General features: G+C 73.2%; 17 protein-coding genes and 1 pseudogene. 6 read left to right on the top strand and 12 right to left on the bottom strand.

Going from position 1 to position 21,978, the window contains the following annotated elements; all coding sequences use genetic code 11:
* Positions 1–109: 109 nt before the first annotated feature.
* A complete protein-coding gene (locus tag ACFWJO_RS21375) occupies positions 110–988 on the top strand; it encodes an AraC family transcriptional regulator (RefSeq protein WP_386867320.1) in 879 nt (292 codons plus the stop codon).
* A 54-nt stretch (positions 989–1,042) separates the two neighbouring features.
* Here ACFWJO_RS21375 and ACFWJO_RS21370 read toward each other — a convergent pair whose 3' ends face one another.
* Positions 1,043–2,065, bottom strand: a complete 1,023-nt coding sequence (locus tag ACFWJO_RS21370) for a helix-turn-helix domain-containing protein (protein ID WP_386867318.1) — start codon at positions 2,063–2,065, stop codon at positions 1,043–1,045.
* 341 nt (positions 2,066–2,406) lie between these two features.
* Between ACFWJO_RS21370 and ACFWJO_RS21365 the strand changes: the two genes are divergently transcribed.
* Positions 2,407–3,384 carry an alpha/beta hydrolase gene (locus ACFWJO_RS21365; protein ID WP_386867316.1) on the top strand — a complete coding sequence of 326 codons (978 nt, stop codon included), beginning with the start codon at positions 2,407–2,409 and terminating at the stop codon, positions 3,382–3,384.
* A gap of 42 nt (positions 3,385–3,426) precedes the next feature.
* Here ACFWJO_RS21365 and ACFWJO_RS21360 read toward each other — a convergent pair whose 3' ends face one another.
* Positions 3,427–4,419, bottom strand: a complete 993-nt coding sequence (locus ACFWJO_RS21360; protein ID WP_386867315.1) for a helix-turn-helix domain-containing protein — start codon at positions 4,417–4,419, stop codon at positions 3,427–3,429.
* Between the two features lie 147 nt (positions 4,420–4,566).
* A complete protein-coding gene (locus ACFWJO_RS21355; protein WP_386867313.1) occupies positions 4,567–7,326 on the bottom strand; it encodes an ATP-binding protein in 2,760 nt (919 codons plus the stop codon).
* A 162-nt stretch (positions 7,327–7,488) separates the two neighbouring features.
* Between ACFWJO_RS21355 and ACFWJO_RS21350 the strand changes: the two genes are divergently transcribed.
* The gene (locus ACFWJO_RS21350; protein ID WP_386867312.1) at positions 7,489–10,257 is read left to right on the top strand and encodes an AAA family ATPase; all 2,769 of its coding nucleotides are present in this window, start codon (positions 7,489–7,491) and stop codon (positions 10,255–10,257) included.
* Positions 10,258–10,303: 46 nt separating this feature from the next.
* On the top strand, positions 10,304–11,269 hold the full coding sequence (locus ACFWJO_RS21345) for an alpha/beta hydrolase (RefSeq protein ID WP_386867310.1): 966 nt from the start codon (positions 10,304–10,306) through the stop codon (positions 11,267–11,269).
* A 159-nt stretch (positions 11,270–11,428) separates the two neighbouring features.
* Here ACFWJO_RS21345 and ACFWJO_RS21340 read toward each other — a convergent pair whose 3' ends face one another.
* The 5 genes and pseudogenes from ACFWJO_RS21340 to ACFWJO_RS21320 all read right to left on the bottom strand — a co-directional run.
* Complete coding sequence (locus ACFWJO_RS21340) at positions 11,429–11,743, bottom strand: PRC-barrel domain-containing protein (protein ID WP_386867308.1); 315 nt, start codon at positions 11,741–11,743, stop codon at positions 11,429–11,431.
* A complete protein-coding gene (locus ACFWJO_RS21335; protein WP_386867306.1) occupies positions 11,730–12,119 on the bottom strand; it encodes a hypothetical protein in 390 nt (129 codons plus the stop codon). The genes ACFWJO_RS21340 and ACFWJO_RS21335 overlap by 14 nt, the downstream gene beginning before the upstream one ends.
* Positions 12,116–13,345, bottom strand: a complete 1,230-nt coding sequence (locus ACFWJO_RS21330; RefSeq protein ID WP_386867304.1) for an NRAMP family divalent metal transporter — start codon at positions 13,343–13,345, stop codon at positions 12,116–12,118. The genes ACFWJO_RS21335 and ACFWJO_RS21330 overlap by 4 nt, the downstream gene beginning before the upstream one ends.
* Positions 13,342–13,881 (bottom strand): hypothetical protein, encoded by a 540-nt coding sequence (locus tag ACFWJO_RS21325; protein WP_386867302.1) that lies wholly within the window; start codon positions 13,879–13,881, stop codon positions 13,342–13,344. Before ACFWJO_RS21325 ends, ACFWJO_RS21330 begins: the two co-directional genes overlap by 4 nt.
* A gap of 182 nt (positions 13,882–14,063) precedes the next feature.
* Positions 14,064–14,732: pseudogene (locus ACFWJO_RS21320) on the bottom strand (hypothetical protein); the annotation flags it as partial.
* Between the two features lie 381 nt (positions 14,733–15,113).
* On the opposite strand from ACFWJO_RS21320, the gene ACFWJO_RS21315 reads away from it, so the two are divergent.
* On the top strand, positions 15,114–17,975 hold the full coding sequence (locus ACFWJO_RS21315; RefSeq protein WP_386867300.1) for a DNRLRE domain-containing protein: 2,862 nt from the start codon (positions 15,114–15,116) through the stop codon (positions 17,973–17,975).
* Positions 17,976–17,983: 8 nt separating this feature from the next.
* Positions 17,984–18,526 carry a hypothetical protein gene (locus ACFWJO_RS21310; protein ID WP_386867298.1) on the top strand — a complete coding sequence of 181 codons (543 nt, stop codon included), beginning with the start codon at positions 17,984–17,986 and terminating at the stop codon, positions 18,524–18,526.
* Positions 18,527–18,692: 166 nt separating this feature from the next.
* Here ACFWJO_RS21310 and ACFWJO_RS21305 read toward each other — a convergent pair whose 3' ends face one another.
* The 4 genes from ACFWJO_RS21305 to ACFWJO_RS21290 are packed head-to-tail and all read right to left on the bottom strand — an operon-like array spanning position 18,693 to position 21,876.
* On the bottom strand, positions 18,693–18,932 hold the full coding sequence (locus tag ACFWJO_RS21305; RefSeq protein ID WP_386867296.1) for a hypothetical protein: 240 nt from the start codon (positions 18,930–18,932) through the stop codon (positions 18,693–18,695).
* A gap of 22 nt (positions 18,933–18,954) precedes the next feature.
* Complete coding sequence (locus ACFWJO_RS21300; protein ID WP_386867294.1) at positions 18,955–20,007, bottom strand: 3-oxoacyl-ACP synthase III family protein; 1,053 nt, start codon at positions 20,005–20,007, stop codon at positions 18,955–18,957.
* A gap of 57 nt (positions 20,008–20,064) precedes the next feature.
* The gene (locus ACFWJO_RS21295) at positions 20,065–20,733 is read right to left on the bottom strand and encodes an HAD family hydrolase (protein WP_386867292.1); all 669 of its coding nucleotides are present in this window, start codon (positions 20,731–20,733) and stop codon (positions 20,065–20,067) included.
* Positions 20,734–20,784: 51 nt separating this feature from the next.
* Positions 20,785–21,876 carry a ScbA/BarX family gamma-butyrolactone biosynthesis protein gene (locus ACFWJO_RS21290; protein ID WP_386867291.1) on the bottom strand — a complete coding sequence of 364 codons (1,092 nt, stop codon included), beginning with the start codon at positions 21,874–21,876 and terminating at the stop codon, positions 20,785–20,787.
* Positions 21,877–21,978: the final 102 nt, after the last annotated feature.

Below are 21,978 nucleotides of genomic sequence, written 5' to 3'. Positions count from 1 at the left end.
GGCTGCGCACGCGCCCCAGGCTGAACGTCCGGACCCGCGTGCCGCCGCGCGGGGCCCGCCCGCCGGGACGCTTCCGGCACCCGTACGAACGCTCCGACCAGGGGGTCCCATGCGCCCGGCACCCGCACCCGCCACCACCCGCACCGCACTCGGCTTCCTCCAGGTGAGCACGATCCGGGGAGCGGCACGGTCGTACGTCTGCGAGCCGGACGACGACGCGGCCGAACCGCGGCTGCTGCTCGGCCTGCACACCTCCGGCGAGGCGACCCTGATCCGCGGGGACGCGGCCGAACCCTGCCGGGCGGGAGAGCTCTTCGTGTGCGACCCGGCGGAACGCTTCACCCTCCACGAGTCCGAGGCCTTCGAGCTGCACCTGGTGCGGATGCCGCGCCGCGCCCTGACGCTCACCGACGCCCAGACACGGGCTCTCGGCCGGCGGGCGCCGTTCGCCGGCGGCGCCGTGGCGCCGCTGCTCGTTCCCCTCCTGCGGGAACTGGTCGGCGTCACGCCCGGGTACCTGCCCCGGACGGCACTCCATCTGGCCGGCGGCGTGGCGGAGTTCGTGACCCTGCTGGCCCTCGAGGAGGTCGACTCCGGGCCCCGGGAACGCGGACAGGACCGCCAGGACCTGGTCCGCCGGATCCGGTCCCACGTGGACGCCCATCTGTGGGACAGGGAACTGAGCCCGGCGTCGGTCGCCGCGGCCCAGCACATCTCGGTCCGCTATCTCCACCGGCTCTTCGAGAGCCACGGCAGCACGATCGGCCGGTGGATCCAGCACCGCCGTCTGGAGGAGGCGCGGCGGGAGCTGGGCCGCCCGGGGTCGCGGGACATCACGGTGGCGGCGGTCGCGAGGCGTTGGGGGTTCGCGAGCGCCACGCACTTCAGCCGCAGCTTCCGCGCGGCGTACGGCGTCCCGCCCAGCGCGTGGCGGGACGACCGGACCCGGCTGCCCGGGAGCCCCGGAACGCCGACGACTGACGGGTGACACGGAGGTCCCGTCGCCCGCGCGGGCGACGGGACCTTCGCGGCGGGCCCTGCCTCAGGCGGCCGCGGGCGGCTCGACGCCGGCCGGGCCCGGTTCGGCGAGCGCGGCGGACCCGGCTCCGGCGACCCGGCGCCGCCACTCCTGCGGCGGGTACCCGTGGACGGCCTTGAAGGCGCGGCTGAAGTGGGCCGCGTTGCGGAAGCCCCAGCGGGACGCCACCACGGAGACGGACGGGTTCACGCGTGCCCGCCGGGCGAGCTCCCGGGCGCACTCCTCGACCCGCCGGCGCAGGATCAGCCGGCTCACCGTGACGTCCTCGCCCTCGAAGAGGCGGTGCAGATAGCGGACCGAGATCAGGTGCGCGGCGGCGATGCGCTCCACCGAGAGGTCGGGGTCGTCGAGGTGCCGGTCGATGTACTGCCGGACCTTGCCGATCAGCCGGCGGCGTCCCGTGCGATCGGACCGGTCCTCCGCCGCGGCGGCCTCGGTGAATTCGTGGACCAGGGCGGCCACCAGCTCGGTCACGATGCCCCCGAGCCGCTCGCCCGCCGCGGCCGGCATCCGGGCGGCCGACTCGTCCAGGCCCAGGAGGAGGGGGGCCAGCAGCGCGGTCACTCCGTCCGTCAGGGCGAGGGGGCGGGCGGTGACGGTGCGCAGGGCACTCACCGGCAGGTGCAGGGCGTGGGCCGGGAGGCGGAAGAACAGGATCCGGGCCCGCTCCCGCTGCTCGACCGAGAAGGCCCGGCGCAGGTCGACCAGCGCCAGCTGCCCGCTCTCCACGCGGGTACCACGGCCGTCCTGGACCAGACGCACGGACCCGCTCCGCGGAATCAGCACGGCGATGGCGTCCCCGGCGTCATTGGCGACGGACTCCTCGCCGCGGGTGAGGTGCAGCGGCCCCGACTCGCAGATGATCAGCCGCAGGTAGCCGAAGTGACGCAGGGCCACGGAACCGCTCGCGGGCCCGTCCTGCCGCGTCCGCTCCAGGACGGGCGCCAGCCATCGCGAAAGCGCCCTCGCGACATCTCCGGTCGCCCGGGTGCCGGAAATGGCGGCCCTTCCTGGTGCAGCGCTCATGAGGACTCCCCTCAGCCGTCCGTATCGGTGCGTGGTGCGCGAGAGGGGGAACGGAGGCACCCTTCTCGGCCCACCTCCATGCTCCGGGGCTGCGTCACAGAAGCGTTAGGTCATCTGACTGCACTTGCGCACGGAGGGCGAAGGCCCGGGCGGCACCCGAAGTGTGCACTCAGCGGCACGGGTCAGTACGGTGGCTCCGCCCCTGCGCCGCCAGGAGGCCCCTAGGGTGGGTGGCGCGTGCCGGCAGGCGAACTCCGGCACCGGATGCCTGTCCGCCCGGCCGCGGACGGGCAGCCGCTCCGCTGCCGGCCCTCGGCCCGCCCCCCCGCGCAGGAGTTCCGTTGGAAGCAGATGTCCCGCCCTACCGGGCGACGCCCGTCCTCGAACGACGGGCGCGGGCCTTCGCCGAAGCGTACGCGTGCCCCACGTCCCGGACCGGCGACGCCGCCGCGGCCCGGGCGCGCATGGCGGCCCTGTGGGACGGCGGCGGCGGTGAGGAGCCCGACGTCGAGGAGGAGTGGCTCGCCCTGCCGGGAAGCGACGGCAGCCGGATCCGGGTGCGGATCCTCCGCCCCGCCGGCAGCGACGAACAGCTCCCCGTCGTGCTGTACCTGCACGGTCTTGGCTGGATGCTGACCGACGCGTACGCGCACCGGTTCCTGGTGACGGACCTCGTCCTCGGAGCGGACGCCGCCGTGGTCGTCCCCGAGTACGACGTGCCGGAGGACGGACGGCATCCGAGCGCCGTCGAGCGGGCGCACACCGTCGCCCGGTGGATCGCCCGCCACGGCGCGCAATGGGGGCTGGACGGGAGCAGGATGGCGGTCGTCGGTGCCAGCGCGGGCGCTCATCACGCGGCCGCCCTCACCCTGGTGGCGCTGGAGCGCGGCGGGCCGGGCTTCCGCCACCAGGTGCTGGTCTGCCCGGTGACGGACGCGGCGATGGACACCCCGTCCTACCGCGAGTTCGGGGACGGGTACTTCCTGACCCGCGCCGCCATGTCCGAGTACTGGCAGCAGTACGCCCCCGACCCGGAGACCCGGACGCAGGGCACCGTGTCCCCGCTGCGCGTGCCCACCCGCCGGCTCCGAGGACTGCCGCCGGCCCTCGTCCTCATCGCCGAGGCCGACGTGCTCCGCGACGAGGGCGAGGCGTACGCGGCGCGTCTGAGGGCCGCCGACGTCCCGGTCGTGTCGGTGCGCTACCACGGGACGATCCACGGATTCGTGCTGTTCGACCTGCTCCGCGACACGCACGCCTCCCGGGCCGCCAGGGTCCAGGTGACGGACACCTTGCACGCCGCCCTGCACGCCGTCTGACCGCGCCGGACGCCCGGTGGCCCGTCGGCACCGCCCGGGCGGTCACTTCGCGTCGGCCGCCGGACCGTCCGGGGACAGGCTGCCCCGCTGCCGCTTCCACTCGCTCGGTGACAGTCCGTACGCCGCCTGGAAGCGGCGGCTGAAGTGGCTCGGGCTGCGGAACCCGCACCGGGCGGCGACCGCCGCGACCGTGAGACGGTCGTAGCGCGAGGAGGCCAGCATCTGCCGCGCCTTCGTCAGCCGCTCCGTGATCAGCCACTGCTCCAGACTCATGCCCGCCTTGCTGAACAGGAGGTAGAGCCCCCGCACCGAGACGGCGTGCTCGGCCGCGATCCGCTCGGGCGTGAGCTCACGGTCCGCCAGGTGTCGGCGCGCGTAGGCCAGGACCCGGGTGAGCAGCGTGTCGTCCATGGCCGTGGTGACCGCGGCGGTCTCCTCGGCGTGCGCGGCGGACAGGAGCAGCGCGCGCACCAGGTCGGTGGTGGCACTCGCGAGGGCCGGCGCGCCGGGATCGGCCTCCAGGCGGCCCGGATCGCGCCACACGCCGCGCAGATGCTGCAGGACCAGGTCGTACAGAGGGCTGGCGCGCAACTGGAGCGAGGCCTTCACCACGGTGTCCACCGGCACGCCGAGGCGGTCCATGTCGAACATGATGGCCTGGGAGGACCCGTCGCCGGACCAGCCGTAGACGCGGGCCGACAGTTCGTGGAAGACGCAGATGTCGTCCGGCCCCAACAGCCGCCTCCGGCCCGCTACTTCGGCGCGGTGCAGGCCCTCGGGCTGAAGCGACACGGCGACGACGGGATGGCTCCGGTGGTGTCGGACGTGCCGCTCGGTCCGCCGCACCTCGAAGCCCGAGTTACGGGTGGAGAAGAGGTCGAGGTCGCCCACCCGCCACGCTTCCATGCGGGCGTGGATGCCCGTGTCGGGCTCTTCGTGGACGACGTGGTTCGGCACCCGCGCATCGGTCAGCGTGTGATGAAACAGGTCCGCTCGCTCGCGCGGCTCCACGGTTTTCAGATCGACCAGCAGCACACAGGCCTCCCCAGACGTGCCGCCCGGGGCGGCCCTCACGTCCCCCACTCTGGCAAACGGCGTACCCAAGAGGCATCAGTAAGTTGACGGTCCTTCAGGGTGACCGCGCGGGACGGGCTTCCCGGTGCGACGGCTCCGCGTGCTCGGTCACTCCTGCCGATCCCGCGAGAGGGCGTCGCGGAGCTGGGCCCTGGCGCGGATGCCGAGCTTGGGGAAGATCTTGTGCAGGTGGTAGCCGACGGTCCGGGGCGAGAGGTAGAGCCGGGCCGCGATGTCGCGGTTGGTCAGGCCCTGGGCGGCCAGTTCGGCGATCTCTCGTTCCTGCGCGGTGAGCTCGCTCGCCGGGGTCGCGGTCGCCGCTCCCGGGGCTCCGGCGGCCCGGAGTTCCGCGGCGGTGCGGTCGGTCCACGGGCGGGCGCCGAGGCGCTGGAAGCACTCCAGCGCCGCGCTGAGGTGCGGGCGGGCCTCGGCGGTGCGGCGGCGCCTGCGCAGCCACTCGCCGAAGTCGAGGTGGGTGAAGGCCCGTTCGACCGGCCAACAGTCGGTCCTGGAGTCGGCCAGGGCCGCGCGGAAATGGGTCTCGGCGTCGTCGGTGTCGGTCAGCAGAGCAGTGGCCCGGTGCAGGACGGCGGCCAGTCGGGGGGACCGGTCCGGTTCCGGTTCCAGGTGGTGTGCCACGGCGTCGACGACCGTGCGCGCGTCGTCCGTTCGCCCGGCGCGGACCGCCGCGGCGGCCAGATCGCCCAGGTAGTAGAGGGAGGTGTGGTAGTGGACGGGAGCGGGGTGGAAGTCGCGGGTGAAGGTCGCGCGCAGGTGCTCGTAGGCGTCCGCGTGGTCACCGGCGGCGAACGCGGCCATGCCCAGCGCATGGCGGTGGCGGACCTGAAGGCTCAGGGACCGGCGCAGGTCCACGCCTCGTACGGCCTCCATCGCCTGCTTCCGCGCCGCCGCGTGGTCGCCCTGCAGAGCGCTCAGCGTGGCCCGGAGGACGCGGGCGCCCACGGTCACGTTGTCGGCTCCCGCTTCCGCCGCCATCCAGAACGCCTCGTCCGCCGCTTCCCCGGCCGCCGTCCACGATCCGCTCTCGAACAGGGCGAGGGCGAGCGCCTGGGTGACGGTCGCGTTCGTGCCCGCGCTGCCGGCGCGCCGGAGGACGTCCAAGGTCCGCCGCAGGATGCGCACGGCCTGCTCGGTCTCGTCCAGGATCCAGGTCGTGCCGCCGAGCGCCGTGAGTGCTCCGAGTGATTCCTCGTGAGACAGGGCGGCCAGTCCCTCCTCCAAGTGCCGTACGAGACGCGGCCGATCGCGATGGGGATCGATGACCGCCCGGATCCAGGCGCGGGCGGCGGGATCCTCCTCCTCGCCGAGCAGATCGCCGATCCGCCGCAGCTCGTCCCGGTAGAACGGCGACCCGGAGTTGTAGACGGACGTCGCGGCGGTGCTCAGGGCGCTGAGGGCCAGATCCGGCGCCCCGGCCGCGGCGGCTTCGGCGACGCCCAGCAGGAGGGTCAGCGCGTCCTCGTGGCGGAGCGTGACGCCCAGGGCCCAGCCGCCCAGCAGCGAGGCCTCGGCACGCAGCCGGGGATCCCCGGCCAGGTCGCCGGCGCGCTCGCTCATGTCGCCGACCCACTGCGGGTGGCCGGCGAACATGGCCGCCTGCGCCGCCGTCAACAGGCGGCGTGCGCGCAGCTCCGGCGCCGGGGTCAGTTCCGCCGCGCGTTCCAGTGCCGCCGCGGCCGCCGCGTAGCCGCCCCGGCCGCGGGCGCGTTCCGCGCTCGCCGCCAGGGCGTCGGCGACCTCCGCGTCCTGGCCGGTCGCCGCGGCGGCCAGATGCCAGGCCCGGCGGTCCGGTTCCCCGGCGAGCGCGGCGGCCAGGGCCAGATGGGCCTGCCGGCGCTCGTGGAAGGGGGCCGCGTGGTAGACGGCCGAGCGGATCAGGGGGTGGCGCGGCAGCGCCTGGCCGTTCTCCACCCGTATCAGGCCGGCGCGTTCGGCGGGCTCCAGTGCCCGGACGACGTCCAGCGACGGGGCGGCGCGCAGCAGGTCGGCCAGGTGCGCCGTGCCCGCCGCGGCCATTAGGAGCAGGGCCTCACGCGTGGGTGCGGGCAGGCCGGGAAGGTCGGCGGCGAACAGGGTCTCCAGGCGTGCGGTGAGCGGCAGCGCGGCACCGCCGGTACGGCCCCGGGCCAGGGCGCGCGGCAGCTCGATCAGGGCCAGCGGATTGCCGGCCGCCTGCTGGAGGATCTCGGCCCGCGCCTTGCCCCGGGGCGGATCGGGCTGTGCGTCCAGGAGCTGCCTGGCCGCGGTACGGCTCAGCGGGCCCACGGTCACCTGGGGGAAGTCCCGGTCGAAGCGACCCGGCACGCCCTCCTCACGGGCGGCAAGGAGCAGCACCACCGGCCTGCCCTCCAGGCGCCGGGAGAGGAAGGCCAGCACGTCCACCGAGCCGAGGTCGAGCCACTGGGCGTCGTCCACGAGCAGGAGCAGCGGCCGCCGTGCGGCGGCCTCGGTGACGAGCCCGAGCACGCCGGCGCACAGGGACAGCTGGTCGAGTTCCCGTTCGTACGGCGCCGCCTCCGGCCCGAAGGCACGGTCCAGCGCTGCTCGTTGCGCCGCGGGCAGTCCGTCTCCGGGCAGCAGCGGATGCAGAAGCTGGTGCACGCCCGAGAGGCCGAGGCCCCTCTCGCCCTCGCTGCCGCGCACCCGCAGGATCCCCAGGCCCCGGGCCCGGCCCCGCTCGGCCGTCCGGTCGACGAGGGTCGTCTTCCCTGCTCCCGGCTCCCCGGTCAGCACCAGCACCTGCGGACCGCTGCCGTCCACGGCCGCGAGCAGACGGTCGAGGCGGGCCAGTTCGGCGGCCCGGCCCAGGATGCCCGGATCGGAGGTGGGGTCGGTGCCGGCGTACATGAACCGTCCTTGGCGTCGGGCCGTTGATGCGGCAATCCTGCCAGGGGTGACCGGCGGGACCGGCACCGGGGACGACTGGTCATCTGACAGAAGCGACCTGCCCCGACCTCCGCGATGATGTACCTGACCAGGGAAAACACGCACCGCCACAGGAGGAGGCGCATGACGGTCCACCCATCCCGGCAGCCCGGGATCGGCGACGAGGACACCGTCCTGGACCGGGACGGCGAGATCGAGCGGATCCTGCGGTGCGTGTCGCGCGAGCCCGGCAGTCCCCAGAGCCTGCTGCTCCTCGGCGAGGAGGGGATCGGACGGACGACCGTGCTCCGGCACGTCCGGGAACGGGCCGCCGCCGACGGCGTGCTGGTGCTGTCCGCCCAGGGCTGGGCCGGTGACCCACGGCACGCGCCCGCCTGTCTGCAGCAACTGCTGGCGCCGGTGCGGCAAGAGCTGGCCGCCCTGCCTGCCGCGTACCACCGGGTGCTGACGGCCGTGTCGCGCGGAGACGACGGCCCGGACGAGGCGGAACTGCACGCGGCGGTGACGGCGCTCCTCGACCGGCTCGCCGCGGCCCGACCGCTGCTGGTGTGCGTGGACGACGCCGACCTGTGCGACCGCGTCTTCCTGGAGTCGCTGTTCGCCGCGGCCCGGCTGCTGGCCGGCCGCGCGATGACGATCCTCCTCGCCGCCCGCCACGAGGCGGCCCTCCCCGCCCCGCCGCCGGGCACCGAGACGCTGCGGCTCGGCCCGCTGAGCAGCACCGCCGCCGCCGCGCTCCTCGACCGCCAGCCGGCGCCGCCCACGGGCCGGCACCGGCTGGAGATCCTGGCGCAGGCCGAGGGAAACCCCCTGGCCCTCAGGGAACTGAGCCGGAGCGCGCAGGGGCAGCGGCACCCGTTCGCGGAGCACCGCTTCGGCGTACGACTCGACGCGCTGCCCGCCGCGACGCGCCAGGCCCTGCTGTACGCGGCGGCCGCCGGGCCCGGCGAACCCGTGGCCGCGGTCATGGCCGCCCTGGGCACCGGTGACCTGGCGGTGTGGGCGCCGGCGGAGGCGGCCGGACTCGTCACGCTGGTCGAGGACCGGCTCGTCTTCCGCCACCCGCTGGCGCGTTCGGCCGCGTACCTCGGGCGTCCGGCGGGCGAGCGCCAGCAGGCCCACCGTGCCCTGGCCGAGGCCGCCCCGCTGCCCGAGGTCAGGGCCCGTCACCTGGCCGCCACCACCGTCGGAACCGACGCGTCCGTCGCCGCCGAACTGGAGGCGTCCGCCTGGCGACGCGGGGACGCGGTGGAGGCCGCGCACGCGCTGGAGCGGGCCGCCCGGCTCAGCACCGGGCGCCAGGAACGCGCCCGCCGGCTGGCCGAGGCGCTGACGGCGGCGCACACCGTGGGCGACCCCGGCTGGGTGCGGGAGCTGTACGGCCGGGTCGTCCGGGAATCCGCCGATCCGGAGCTCACCTGCGCCGCGGCCGTCGCCCTGGCCTCCACGCTCTCCCAGGAGTCCGCCCAGCGCGAGGCCTTCGAGCTGCTCACCGGCGTCTCGGAGCTCCTGCCCGTGGTCGACCGGACCCTCGCGCTCGCGCTCGTGGGCCTGGCGGCGGGCATCGCCCACCAGTCCGGGCTGCCGGAGCACACGGCGGCCCTGGCCACGCTGCTCGACCGGGCCCGGCAGGCCGCCGAGGGGCCCGAGCGCCGGCCCTCCGCCGCGGCCGGACCCCTGGTCCACCTGGACACACCGCACACCCGGCGAGCGCTGGAGGCGCTGGTCACCGTGGTGGCCCGGCCCCGGTCCGCCACCGGCTCGCTGTCCGGCCTCGGCCGGCGGCACGGCGCCCCGCCCGCCGGTCCGGACACGCCGGCCGCCCGGGCGGTCCTCACCGCGGTGGCCCACCACGCGGACGAGGCGGACGTGGAACTGGGGCAGTCGCGCACGGCCGACGACCGGCTGCGGACCGCCCGCGCCTTCGGCCTGCGCGGCTGGTCGGTCCTCGCCCTCGTGGACACCCTCGTCGCCATCGGCCGGTTCCCGGAGGCCGAGACCGTGATCCAGGGCGCCCTTGAGGAGGCCGCTGTGCTGCGCCTTCCCCGCCTCCAGGCCGATCTGGAGGCACAGGCCCTCACCGTGCGCGCACTGCGCGGAACCCTCCCGGCGGAGCCCCCGCTCACCCCCGCGGTCTGGCGTGCCGTCTGTCTGGACGAGAACCGTGCCACCCACGCCCGGCTGCTGCGCGGCCGCGGACTGGCCGCCCTCGCGCACGGAGACATGGAAGGCGCATGGCGGCAGCTGCGCGACCTGTTCGGGGCCGACGGAGCGCCCCTGCACCCCTTCCTGTCGGCCCGGAGCATCGCCGAACTCGCGATCACCGCCCAGCGGACCGGACGATCGGCCGAGGCCCTGCCCATCCTGGAGCGGGTCCGGGCGGAGCAGGGCGAGCGCCCGAGCACCAGGATGACGCTGCTCCTGCACCACGCCGGCGCCATGGTCGGCCCGGACGGCGAGGCCGAGGAGCACTTCCAGCTCGCGCTCGTCAACCACGGGGCGAACCGGTGGCCGTGGGAGACCGCCCACGTCCGGCTCAACTACGCCATCTGGCTGCGCCGTTGCCGCCGCACCCTGGAGGCGCGCCGGCAGCTGACCGCGGTCGTGGAGACCGCCGAACGGCTGGGCGCCGGCGCCCTCGCGGCCGCCGCCCACCGCGAACTGCGCGCCAGCGGCGCCGCGCCCGCCCCGGAGGACGACGGATCGCTGGAGCGACTGACGGCCCAGCAGCGGCAGATCGTCCAGCTTGCCGCACGCGGTCTGTCGAACCGCGAGATCGGCGAGCGGCTCTTCCTCTCGCCCCGTACCATCGGCTCGCACCTGTACAACGTGTATCCCAAGCTCGGTGTCAGCAGCCGCCATCAACTCCGTGACCTGGTACGGGACCGGTGACGGGGCCGGTGTGCCGGGCGGAGGCGCACCGGGCGGAGGAGAGTCCATGAGGCACGGGCCACCGGACACGGCCGTGACCCTCGACCCCGTGGTACAGCGCCTGGTCAGCGCCTCCGCCGCACCGCCCGCTCTCGACGACCTCGGGCCGGCCGCGGCGCGGCGGGCGCTGCGGGAGACCCAGGCCGACCGGTTCGAGGACTTCGACGTGGACGCGGAATTCCACGTGGCACCGGTCGGTCCCTCCCGGCTGCTCGGCTTCTGGACCGTCCGCCCGGCCGGGGCCCCCGGCCCGCTCCCGGCCCTCCTGTACCTGCACGGCGGCCGGTGGGCGCTCGGCGACGCCCAGACCCACGCCCGTCTCATCAGCGAACTCGTCACCGGCGCGGGGGTGTGCGCCGTGGTCCCCGAGTACAGCCGCGCCCCGGAGGCCCGCTACCCCGTCGCCCTGGAAGAGTGCTACGCCCTGCTGACCTGGGTGGTCTCGCGCGCCGACGAACTCACCCTCGACCCCGACCGGCTGGCGGTGGCGGGGGACTGCGCCGGCGCCACGCTGGCGACGGCCGTGACGATGCTGGCGAAGAAGCGCCACGGGCCGCGGATCGACGCGCAGCTGCTCTACTACCCGCTCACCGACGCCCGCTGCGACAGCCCCTCGCAACGGCAGTTCGACAGCGGCTACCTGCTGACCCGCCGGGCGCTCCGCACCTACTGGGCGCGGTACGTCCCCGACCCGGCCCGGCGGACCGAAGCCACGGCGGCACCCCTGCGCGCCCGCCCGGAGGAGCTGGCGGGCCTGCCGCCCGCCCTGGTCGTCACCGCCGAGGCCGACGTGGCCCGCGACGAGGGCGAGGAGTACGCGCGGAGGCTGACCGAGGCGGGGGTCGACGCACTGTCCGTGCGGTTCCTCGGCACGATCCACGACTTCGTGGCGTTGCACGCCCTCGCCGACAGCGCACCGACGCGGGCGGCCGTTCTGGTCGGGTGCGCCTTTCTGCGTGGCCGTCTGTGGTGAAGGGCGCGCAAGGCCCGGGGCGATGCCTGGGCAGTGGTACCTGAGGCGTGGCTGCAGAGCCGGTCTAGCCTCCGGGTGGGCGGCGGGTGACGAGCCAGACCAGCAGGCCGACCAGGGCAAGGAGTTCCAGCCAGGCGAAGAACACGACAAGGCCCTCGGTCACGGCTCCTCCCTGCCCCGGTCCGATGAGCGGACGGTGATCCTGCCCTGGCCGTGGGAGATGACGCGGGACCACGGGATGATCTGCCGCCGGCGGATCAGCCAGTTCGCGGCCTTGGTCAGCGCGGCCGGCCCGCGGACCTCCCCGGTGGCGTAACCGAAGCGGTGCGCCAGGCCCGTGGACCCCACCACGACCGCGTGCAGTTGCCAGGGTGAGGAGTCCGAGGGGCGCGCGACGCACAGGTCGTGGACCTTCCCGAGGTGTCGGCCGTCCTCGTCGACGACTTCGGCGTTCAGCAGGTCACCGGCCCTCACGGTGGGCCCCCGGGATCCTGCCGATGAAACCGCGGCTGAGCAGGCGTTCGGCACGGCCGAGGCCGGGCAGGCTCTCGGCACGTACGTCGAGCTCGACGGCCGGGCCGAGTTCCCGCACGTGCCGGAAGGACACTTCCACCGGCCTGGCACGCCCGGCCGCGCGGCCGGCCACTGCCACCCACCATCGGCCCAGGCGGCCTCCCAGGCGCTGTCCGAAGGCACGCTGCCCGATCAGCAGGGCCGCCAGTTCCGGCGCCGAGTCGCCCCCGGGGTCGTCGAAGCGAAGGTCGTCGACCTTGCCGAGCAACCTTCCGTCGCGGTCGAGGACCTGGCGGTCCAGGAGGTCGAGTCCGACATCGAGCGTGTGCACGGTCATGCGCCTGCCTTGGTTGCGATCAGGAGGGGGAGAGCCGCCACGGCACCCACGGTCACGACGACGAGGTACACCGTGCCGAGCGCGTTGCTCAGGCGGCCGTTGACCCGCTCGCCGAGATAGCGCCGGTCGTTGGCGACGACCAGGATGGGCAGAAAGGTCAGCGGCAGGACCATGACCGCGAGGTACACGGCGTAGATCGTCACCGTGACGGGGTCGACGGTGGTCAGGGCCACCACCGTCGCGCCGAGCAGTGTCACCAGCAGGAGGGTGTGGAAGCGCGCGGCTCTGGCGGGCTGCGTCTCCTTGCCCCAGGTCCAGCCGAAGTGATGGGCGACGGTGTAGCTCGACGACAGCAGTGTTTCCAGGGTCGCCCCGAACACGGACGCCACGATCCCGAGAACGGCCAGGGCGAACCCCACCTGGCCGAAGGCGAGAAGGACGGGCAGTACTGTCTGGCTCAGTTGTTCCACCTGGATGCCGGCCGGTCGGAGCACCAGGTACGCCGTCGCCTGGATGCCCACGGCGAGAATGCCGCCCACGGGGTAGCCCAGCCAGGCGTTCACCCGTACTTCGAGGAGGTTGCGGGCACGCCAGCGGTGCTCCACGGCGCCCGAGGCGAAGAAGAACACCTCGTACGGGTTCATCTGCGCACCCAGCAGGACCAGGGCGTAGAAGAAGTACGTGGCGTGGCCCTCCCCCTGCGGGACGGTGGGGTGGGTGGCGTCGTGCCACATGGCACCCCAGTCGGGGCCGAACCACCACACGGCGGCGACGAAGACGAACAGCGCCAGGCCGAGGAGCCCGTAGAGCCGTTCCATGTAGGCGAACGGCAACCGCCACACCACCAGCCAGGCGAGGAACGCGACGGGCGGCACCCACAGCAGGTAGTGGACATCGGCGAGCAGTTCGATCGCCAGCGCGACACCGCACAGCTCCGCGATCAGCGCGAGGGCGTTGACGAGGTAGGAGGCGATCACGGTGCTCAGCCCCATGCGGGCCCCGGTACGTTCCCGGATCAGGTCGAAGACCGTGCGGCCGGTGACCACGGCGATCCGGCCGGCCATCTCGGAGTAGAGGGCGATGCCGATCACGGCGACCACGGTCACCCACGCCAGCCCCAGCCCGAAGCGAGCCCCGACCAGGGCGTCGGTGACGAGGTCGCCGATGTCCATGAATCCGCCCATGGCGGTGAACACGCCCAGCAGCAGCGACAGTACCCGCTTCACGTCGGCACCAGCTCCTGGAAGCGCCGAAGGCGTTCGGAAAGCCCCGGCAGGGGCTCGGCCAGCCGGGGGAGCGCCTGCAACCGCCCCTGACGTGCGGCGATCCGCAACTCGCTCAGCACGCTCTCCACCTCGTCGAGCAGATCGATCAGGCCGGTGCGGAGCCGGACGGACTCCCGGGTCGGCGGCTGTACGGAGCCGAACTGCGTACTGACGCTGCCCACCGCGCCTTCGAGCTGGGAGAGCGTCCGCGAGGTATAGGGACCAGGCGACTTGCCGGCGTCGACGGCGCGAACCAGCAGACGTGCCGTCTCGACCGAGGAGCGGACCGCCTCCGCCGAGTTCGCCGCCTTGTTCCGGTAGTCCGTGTCGGTGCGCGAAGAGCTCACGCACCCGCAGAGCGACAGGACCAGCAGCAGCACGCCGGCCGAAGCACACGCGGCCGCGCGTCCCCACCGGTGTGCCGTCGACAGCACCGGAGGCACGCGAACGGACGGCGGCTGCGGCATCGGCCCTGTCACGCCCACCTCGTCTCCCATGTCGTCGTACACCTCAGAGGGTGGGGCAGGCACAACGGACTTACGAGGACAAGCCGCCTGACGGCGTGTCCCGCGTACGCGGCGACCGGCCTCGGCGTCGGGACGCCGGGGCCGCCGTGGTGGGGAGGCGTTGCCGCGGTCCAAGGAGCACGCGTCGTCGCCCGTGGGGACTAGTCGTGGTTCATGGAGCTGCCGGCGTGGCCTTCGATCGTGCCGCAGCTTGCCGGTGCGGTGGCTTCCTGGGGCAGCTTGGGGTCGAGTTCGCTCTTGCCCTTGCCGAAGTCGTACATCCCGTTGCCGTTGGGGTCGATGCCGTGCTGGACGACGTGCAGGTAGGTGATGTTGTCGGCGACGGCCTGGGAGACGGTGATCGTGCGGGAGTAGGACAGGTTGCCGTTCTTGTCCGCGACCGGCATCCGGTCGACGGCCAGTCCGCTGGCCTTGGTCGTGTCGCCCCTGGTGGTGAGGGAGATGTTGATGTCTCCGTAGGCGGGCAGTCCTTCGGCGGTGGTGACGATGCCGTCGCCGTTCTTGTCGGCACTGGCGTCGGGGCAGGTGAAGTCGTGCCCGGTGGTGGAGCCGTGGATGTGCTGGGCGTGGGGCTGGCCGGGTACCAGGCCCTGGGCGTCGATCTTCACGGTGAGCTGGCGGCCCTGCAGGCTGAGCTGCGCGGTTCCGCGGGCCCCGGAGTCGTTCAGCTGCCGAAGATCGACCTGGTAGCTCCGGCCGTGCTGCGTTCGGGGGCTCCCGTCGTTTCCGTCATGGGCCAGGGCCGGAGCTGCCACGGCGAGAGTGAGGGCGGCGGGCAGAGCCGCGAGGGTGGTGAGACGGGTTGAGCGCTTGCTTGTCATCGCGATGCATCCCCTTCCGGGGAGGTTCACCGGCTCGGGCCGGGTCGCGTCCGGACATTTCGTCCCTTTCACCCTGGATTCGGCGCGACTGGGGTAGGGGATTGCTCGCGGATGACACCGCTCGGACGCTCGGGCCCGGCGCCGGTGTGCGCCCGGACCGCTTCGGCGTCTCGTTCGGTGCCGCGGAGATCGTCCGCACCTGACACCGTACGAGCCAGGTGTTCGGGATGTCCCCCGCCAACGTCCGCCAGCGGCAGGGGAGTTCCGGGTTCCGCCGCCGACATCATCACACCGTCACCGTGAGACACGGCGTGGACACAGCAAGATCACGGCTGTCAGGCTGCCGCGCGTCTGTTTCCTCTTGATCAGAAGGAGTACAGCGTGCACAGAACCACCGGCCGGTCCCTCGGACCGGCTCGGCGCGGCCGGGCCGGGGCCCTGGCCCTGCCTCTCGCTCTGGCCCTCCTCGCCCCGGCGGGCGTGCTGGCGCTCGGCCCCGCGTCCCCGGCAGCGGCATCCCCGGGCACGAAGGTCACGAAGACCTCCGCCGCGACGCCCTCCCCGACCTCCCGCGAGGAGGTGAACGCGAGGCTCACCGCCCAGGCCCAGGGCCGGCGGATCGAGGTCGTCGGTGCCCGTACCGAGAGCACGACCCTGTGGGCGAACCCCGACGGCACCATGTCCGTGGAGTCCTTCGCCGGTCCCGTGCGCTACCGGGAGAACGGCCGCTGGGTCGGCGTCGACCTCACGCTCGTGAAGAACGCCGACGGCACGGTCCGTCCCAAGGCCCACCCGCGGGGCCTGCGTCTTGCCGGGCGCACCGGAGCCGCCGGCGGCGACCTCGCCGTCCTGGGGCGCGGCGAGCAGGAGCTGGCCCTCGGCTGGAAGGGCGCACTGCCCGAGCCGCGGCTGAGCGGCTCGAAGGCGACGTACGAGAACGTCATGCCGGGCACGGACCTCGTCCTCGAGGCCACCCGTACCGGCTTCGAGCAGTATCTGGTGGTCGCCGACCGGCAGGCCGCCGAGCGCGCGGCAGCTCTGACGCTGCCCGTCCGTTCCCAGGGGCTGAAGGCCCGCCAGGGCGAGGACGAGACGCTCACCCTGACCGATTCCCGCACCGGTGCCACGGTCGGGCGCGGTTCCACCCCGTACATGTGGGATGCCGGAGCCGGCGGCGAGAACGCTCCCGGCGCCCGCACCGCCCGCGTCGACCTCGATGTCACCGAGCGCGCGCACGGCTTCGACCTCACCGTCACGACCGACCGGGAGTTCCTGGCCGACGAAGCCACCCGCTACCCGGTCACCATCGACCCGGCCGTCTACTTCGGCACCGACTTCGACACCTACGTCCGCAACGGCGACACCGCCGACTTCTCCGCCGGAGTCGACCTGCGGGTCGGGCGCGAGTGGCAGAAGGGCGAGGCCCGCTCCTTCGTCAACTTCCCCCGGAACCCCGCCGTCACCGGCCAGGACATCCTCAACGCGGAGCTGAACCTCTACGCGACCTGGTCCGACAACTGCGAGCCGCGCTCCTGGGAGATCTGGGACACCGGCAACGCCTCCGCCGCCACCCGCTGGGGCAGCCAGCCCGCCTGGCGCTCCAAGGTGACCTCCTCCACGCAGACGCACGGCCACACGAACTGCGGCCCGCGCTGGATATCCGAGGACATCACCCCGCTGGTGAAGCAGTGGTCGAAGACCACGAACACCGTCGACACCGTCGGTCTGCGCGCCACCGACGAGAGCGACGTCACGGCGTTCAAGATCTTCGCGTCCGCCCAGACCAGCACCGCGCCCTCGGTCCTCGTCACCTACGAGACCCCCGCGGACCCGGTCAAGGACCACGTCGTCTACTGGAACGACATCCTCCAGAAGGCCTTCATCCAGGCCGGAGGCGCTCCCGGCCCGCTCGCCCGCGCGGGCGCGATGATGCACGGCGCGATCTACGACGCCGCCAACTCCGCCCGCTGCGCCGAAGGCGCCCTCAAGTGCCTCGGCGACCCGTACCTGGTGAAGGCCACCGCCTCCAACGGCGCGGTGCCCGACGTGAACAGCGCCATCGACCACGCGGCCTTCGACGTCCTGCGCTCGGTGTACCCGGGGCAGAACTTCGACGCGGACATCGCCGCCGCCCGCGAGACCATCCCGGCAGCCGTCACCGCCGCCCAGCGCGCCGCCGGCACGGAGGTCGGCCAGAAGGCCGCCGCCGCGATGATCAACGCGCGTCAGGGCGACGGCTCGGCGGCCATCGGCCCGTACACGGGCTCGACGCAGCCCGGCTACTGGCGCCCCACGGGCACCGGCGACGGTGCCACCCCGCAGTGGGGTCTGGTCAAGCCCTTCGGCATCCTGTCCGGCAGCCAGTTCCGCTCCTCCGGCCCCGGCGGACAGACGCAGATGAGCAGCCTGCTCACGAGCCAGACCTACGCCGACCAGGTCAACGACGTGAAGCTCCTGGGCGGCTCGGAGTCCACCGCGCGCACCGCCGACCAGACCCAGGCGGCGCTGTTCTGGGCCAACGACCTGGACATGACCTACAAGCCGCCGGGCCAGCTCTTCGAGCACACCCAGATCCTCTCCAGGCAGCACGGCACGACCGTCTCCGGCAACGCCAAGCTCTTCGCCCTCACCGCCTTCGCCATGGCGGATGCTGCCGTCGTCGCCTGGGACCAGAAGTACCAGACCGACATCGACCTGTGGCGGCCGGTGAGCGCGATCAACCTCGACGGCGACGGGAACGCGAACACGGCGGCGGACGCCGACTGGCAGCCGCTCTCCCAGAACCGCGAGGGCGGGCACTTCACACCTGCGTTCCCCGCCTACGTCTCGGGCCACGCCACCTTCGCGGGCGCCTGGTCGAAGGTGACCCAGGCGTGGTTCGGCACCGACCGGATCACCTGGACCGCGACCACCGAGGACCCGAACGCGAAGGGCGTCACCCGGACGTTCACCTCGATCTCCGCGGCCGCCACCGAGAACGCGATCGCCCGGGTGTGGCTCGGAGTCCACTACCGCTGGGACGGTACCGACGGCCTGGCCGCCGGTGGCAACGCCGGCGCGTACGTCGCAGCGAACAAACTGAAGCCGAACACGGCCGCGAACTGGACCGCGTACGAGACGCTGCACAACCTCACCGGATGCCAGGAGGTCGGCAAGCGCCTCGTCGCCGAGCACCGCTGGACCTCGTACCAGTGCACCCAGGTGCAGGCGCCCGAGCCCGACCACATCCTCTACGTGAAGTGAGGCGCGACATGCGTGTGCGGAACCACTCCGTCAAGGGCCGGCCCCGCAAGGGCCGCCGGGCCACGATCCTCCTGGTCACGGCGTGCACCCTCGGCGCCGTCGCCACCCCGCTCGCCCTCGCCGCCGCCTCGCCCGAGCAGGCCCCCGCGGCAGCTGCGGCCGACGACCGGCTGCTGCCGGTCCCCCAGGCGCCGCGCATCTCCAACGGCCCCTACGCGGGCTCCCAGTTCTGCGGCGCCCGCGACGGCGACCCGGTCGTCACCACAGGTTCCCCGACCTTCGGCGCCACCTTGGAGGCGGTCGCCCCGCCGGGCACCGTCGAGCCGGCCCGGCCGGGCCCGCGCCGGAAGGTGACCTTCGAGATCGACACCGCCGCCGGTCAGCCCGTGCTCCACCGGCAACTCACCAGCGAAACGAGCCACGACGCCGCTCTCGAGGTGCCGGAGGGCACCTTCACCGACGGCGCCTACCGCTGGCGCGTCCGCGTGAAGGACGGCGACACGTCCTCCGCCTGGACGGCCTGGTGCTCCTTCACCGTCAAGCGCGGCTGAGTGAACCCCACGAACGGCCGGTGCCGTTCAGGGGTTCACCCTCAGCCCTGACCTTGACCGTGGCCGTCTTGCCGGCCTGACGTCATGGCCTCACCTGAAGAGGCGGATCCAGGAACACACGGCGCCCCGGAGCACGTCATGTGCCCGGGGCGCCGTCGTGTGTGTTCTAGGCGGCGGTTCCTGGAAGGTCCGCCTCTTCGGATGTCTCGTGGTGCGTCGCCGGGGTGCCGGTGAATCCCCATCTCGCGTAGTCACGCAGGAGGGAGGCCCGGGCCAGCGAGGCGAAGGCGTTCTCGCCGGCCCCGACCGCCCAGGCGGCCACCGGCTCGCCGGAGAAGTGGAGGCCGTGGAGGCCGGGGCCGTCGGCTGCGGTGGGGCCGTCGGCCGGTGCGTTCTGGTCTGCCATGGTGGTCGGCATCCTTCCGTGGTCAGCCGGCGAGCGACAGGCGCTCGGTCCTCCGGGCAGGGGCGGCGCAGGCGGTGGCTCCCCAGCGGAGGAGCGCGGAGCCGACGTTCATGCCGCCGCCGAAGCCGGTGAGGAGGACGACGTCGCCCTCCGCGAGGAGACCCTGGCGGTGGACGAGGTCGAGCGTGATGGGAACCGATCCGCTGCCGGTGTTGCCGTAGCGCTTGAGTGCGAGGTGCAGTTCGGCCCGGTCGAGGCCGAGTTCGGGCCAGACCTCGTGGAGCATCACGCCGTTGGCCTGGTGGGGAATGAAGTGATCGACCTCGTCGGCGGAGACGCCGGCCTGGTCCAGCAGCCGGTGGAGTGCGGCGGGAAGGTTCTCGTGGACGAAGCCGCGGACGCCGCGGCCGTCCATGCGGAAGAAGTGCTGTCCGGCCTCGACGCTCTCGGTCGAGGGCGGGATGCGGCTGCCTCCCGCGGGAACGCTGATGAGGCGGTGCTGGTCGCCGTGGGTGATCAGGCCCGTCTCCAGGATGCCCTGTCCCTGCCCCTGTCCCTGTCCTTGTTCGGCGGGGCCGAGGACGACCGCGCCGGCGCCGTCGCCGAAGAGGATGCACGTCTTGCGGTCGGTGTAGTCGAGGATGCGGGAGTAGATGTCCACGCCGATGACCAGACCGAACTGCCGACCACCGGCGAGGAGCCGCTCGGCGACCGTCAGCGCGTAGACGAAGCCGCTGCAGACCGCGTTGACGTCGAACGCGGCGGCGTTCGTCGCACCGATCAGGCCCTGCACGATGCTGGCGGTGGCCGGCTGCGGGTGGTCGGGCGTGGACGTGGCGAGCACGATGTAGGACAGCTGCTCCGGGTGCAGCCCGGCCTGGGCGAGGGCGTTACGGGCGGCGTGCGCCGCCAGGTCGGACGTCGCTTCGTGGTCGGCGGCTCTGCGCCGCTCGTGTATGCCGGTCTTGCGGACGATCCACTCGGCGGTGACACCGGCGTTGCCGGCGATCTCCTCGTTGGTGACGACGGTGCTCGGGACGTACGAGCCGGTGCTGACGATGCCGATAGGGGGCACGATCTTCTCCTCCGGACGTGCCGCTCGCCGCGACGGGCGAGCGGCAGGGACGACTGATTAGTGGACGCCGGCGAGCGCGAGCCTTCGCCAGCCGTGGCGCGCGGCGTGGTCGGCGAGCACGGCGTCCTCGCCGACGGCCACCGGCCGGCCGACCGCGCGCAGCATGTCGAGGTCGCTGATGTGGTCGCCGTAGGCCGACGAGACGGTCAGGTCGATGCCGGCGACGGCGCCGGAGGCCCGTACCACCGCTCCCTTCGCCGCGCCGATCATCGGCGTGAGAACGTCGCCGGTGAACTGGCCCCGGCGGATCAGCGGCCGGCTGCCGAAGGCGCGGTCGGCGCCCAGCCGGGCGGCGATCGGGTCCAGGCAGGCGAAGAAGGAACCGGAGACGAGCAGGACCCGGTCACCCGCCTCCTTGTGACGGTGCAGCTCTTCCACGACATCCTGGTGGAAGAGCCCTTCCTCGAGTTCGTGCTCGAACCACACGAGCCCGGCGGCCCGGACCTGCCGCACTTCCTCGCCGTCGTAGAAGCGGTAGTACGCGCGGTTGATCGACTCGCGCGGCATGCCCAGGCGGGCCGCCGACCTGAGTTCGCCGTACAGCCGGGCGTACGTGGACTCCGGTTCGCCCCGAAGCCGGAGGTAGAACTCGAAGAACCGGAACATGCTCTTGACCCTGATGAGGGTCTCGTCCACGTCGAAGAAGGCGGCGGCGCGCTGGGTCATGGGGGCCTCTCTCGTCTCGGGCTCTCGTCTCGGGCTGCGGCGGGCGGGTGATCAGCGGCCCTGGAGCCGGCCGAGGGAGAGGCTGAACTTGCTGATCGGTTCGCCGCCCTGGAGGGCGGTGAGGTTGACGACGATCTGCTCCGCGAGGTCCCGCGACGTCAGGGAGTCGCTCTGGAGCGGTCCTCCCTGGGTGTAGTACACGTCCTGGTCCTCGCCGCGGCGGCTCTCGATGAAGGCGCTCATGGTCGTCTTCTCGTCGAGCTCGCCGAACTTGGTGAACGTGACGCTCAGGTCGGTGAGCAGGGTGCGGGCGGCCGATATCCCGCACATGTCCAGGGCGGTGTACAGGGCGAGCTGGCGGGCGGCCTCGGCCAGGACCATGCCGGGAATGTGGTCCTGCGGGTGGTCGAACATGCTCGGGTGCCCGCCCGGTACGTGCAGCGTGGCGGTGGCCATCGCGTCGCACGACTCGGCGTCGAGCAGGACGACGTTCTCCGGGGAGCAGCGGCCGACCAGGGTCGGGTCCACCAGCGTTCCGGTGATCTGACCGATGGGGGAGGCCGAGGAGGGCAGGGCGCGGCCGTTGCGGTTGCTCGTGCGCAGCCGGGTGTAGCTCTCCGGACTCTTGAAGCGCAGCCCGACCGAGGCCTGACCGATCATCACGTCGCCGATGGAAAGCCTGACTTCGTAGTCCAGGCCCACCGTGCGGTTCTCGCGCAGCTTGATGTTGCCCGTGCGGATGTCCATGCGGACCGGGAAGGCCGAGCCGCCGACCGTGGTCAGTTCCGGGTGGGCCAGGTGGATGCGCAGGTGCGTGAGGATGAACTTGTGGCTGCGCGGTACGTCGAAGAAGGCGTGGGCGCCGGCGAGGGCGGCCTGGCGGGCGGCCTCCAGCAGGAGGATCGGGTCGTAGGCGTGCGGGCGGAGCATGTGGTCGCCGTAGTACGCGTGTGAGCGGGGAAGCTGGGCGGCTGCCAGGTAGCTGCCCGGGTCGGAGCCACGCCGGAGGTCGGTGACGAAGACCTCGCCCAGGCTGTCGCGGTGGACCAGCTCGCGGTCGATGGTGCGCTCGAAGGAGAGCTCCTGCGGCTGCGGGCTCATGGTCGTGTCCGTGCGTGTCGGGTCGATCGAAACGGTCGTCATGGGAAGCCACTCCGTTGGGTCTGCGCTCGATGAGGGTTCGACGGCGTACGAGGGCCGCGGCGTGCTCCATGGGGCAGCGAGGCACGTCAGCCCTGTATAGGT

Source organism: Streptomyces sp. NPDC127092, from assembly GCF_042722475.1.
Classification (GTDB): domain Bacteria; phylum Actinomycetota; class Actinomycetes; order Streptomycetales; family Streptomycetaceae; genus Streptomyces.
The sequence above is the reverse complement of the archived record's forward strand: the minus strand, read 5'-3'. Positions and strand labels throughout refer to the sequence as shown.

Bases quoted from the DNA above. Each gene is read 5' to 3' on its own strand.
- ACFWJO_RS21375 (WP_386867320.1), top strand. From the start codon at position 110: ATGCGCCCGGCACCCGCACCCGCCACCACCCGCACCGCACTCGGCTTC.
- ACFWJO_RS21370 (WP_386867318.1), bottom strand. From the start codon at position 2,065: ATGAGCGCTGCACCAGGAAGGGCCGCCATTTCCGGCACCCGGGCGACC.
- ACFWJO_RS21355 (WP_386867313.1), bottom strand. From the start codon at position 7,326: ATGTACGCCGGCACCGACCCCACCTCCGATCCGGGCATCCTGGGCCGG.
- ACFWJO_RS21350 (WP_386867312.1), top strand. From the start codon at position 7,489: ATGACGGTCCACCCATCCCGGCAGCCCGGGATCGGCGACGAGGACACC.
- ACFWJO_RS21345 (WP_386867310.1), top strand. From the start codon at position 10,304: ATGAGGCACGGGCCACCGGACACGGCCGTGACCCTCGACCCCGTGGTA.
- ACFWJO_RS21335 (WP_386867306.1), bottom strand. From the start codon at position 12,119: ATGACCGTGCACACGCTCGATGTCGGACTCGACCTCCTGGACCGCCAG.
- ACFWJO_RS21325 (WP_386867302.1), bottom strand. From the start codon at position 13,881: ATGGGAGACGAGGTGGGCGTGACAGGGCCGATGCCGCAGCCGCCGTCC.
- ACFWJO_RS21310 (WP_386867298.1), top strand. From the start codon at position 17,984: ATGCGTGTGCGGAACCACTCCGTCAAGGGCCGGCCCCGCAAGGGCCGC.
- ACFWJO_RS21305 (WP_386867296.1), bottom strand. From the start codon at position 18,932: ATGGCAGACCAGAACGCACCGGCCGACGGCCCCACCGCAGCCGACGGC.
- ACFWJO_RS21295 (WP_386867292.1), bottom strand. From the start codon at position 20,733: ATGACCCAGCGCGCCGCCGCCTTCTTCGACGTGGACGAGACCCTCATC.
- ACFWJO_RS21290 (WP_386867291.1), bottom strand. From the start codon at position 21,876: ATGACGACCGTTTCGATCGACCCGACACGCACGGACACGACCATGAGC.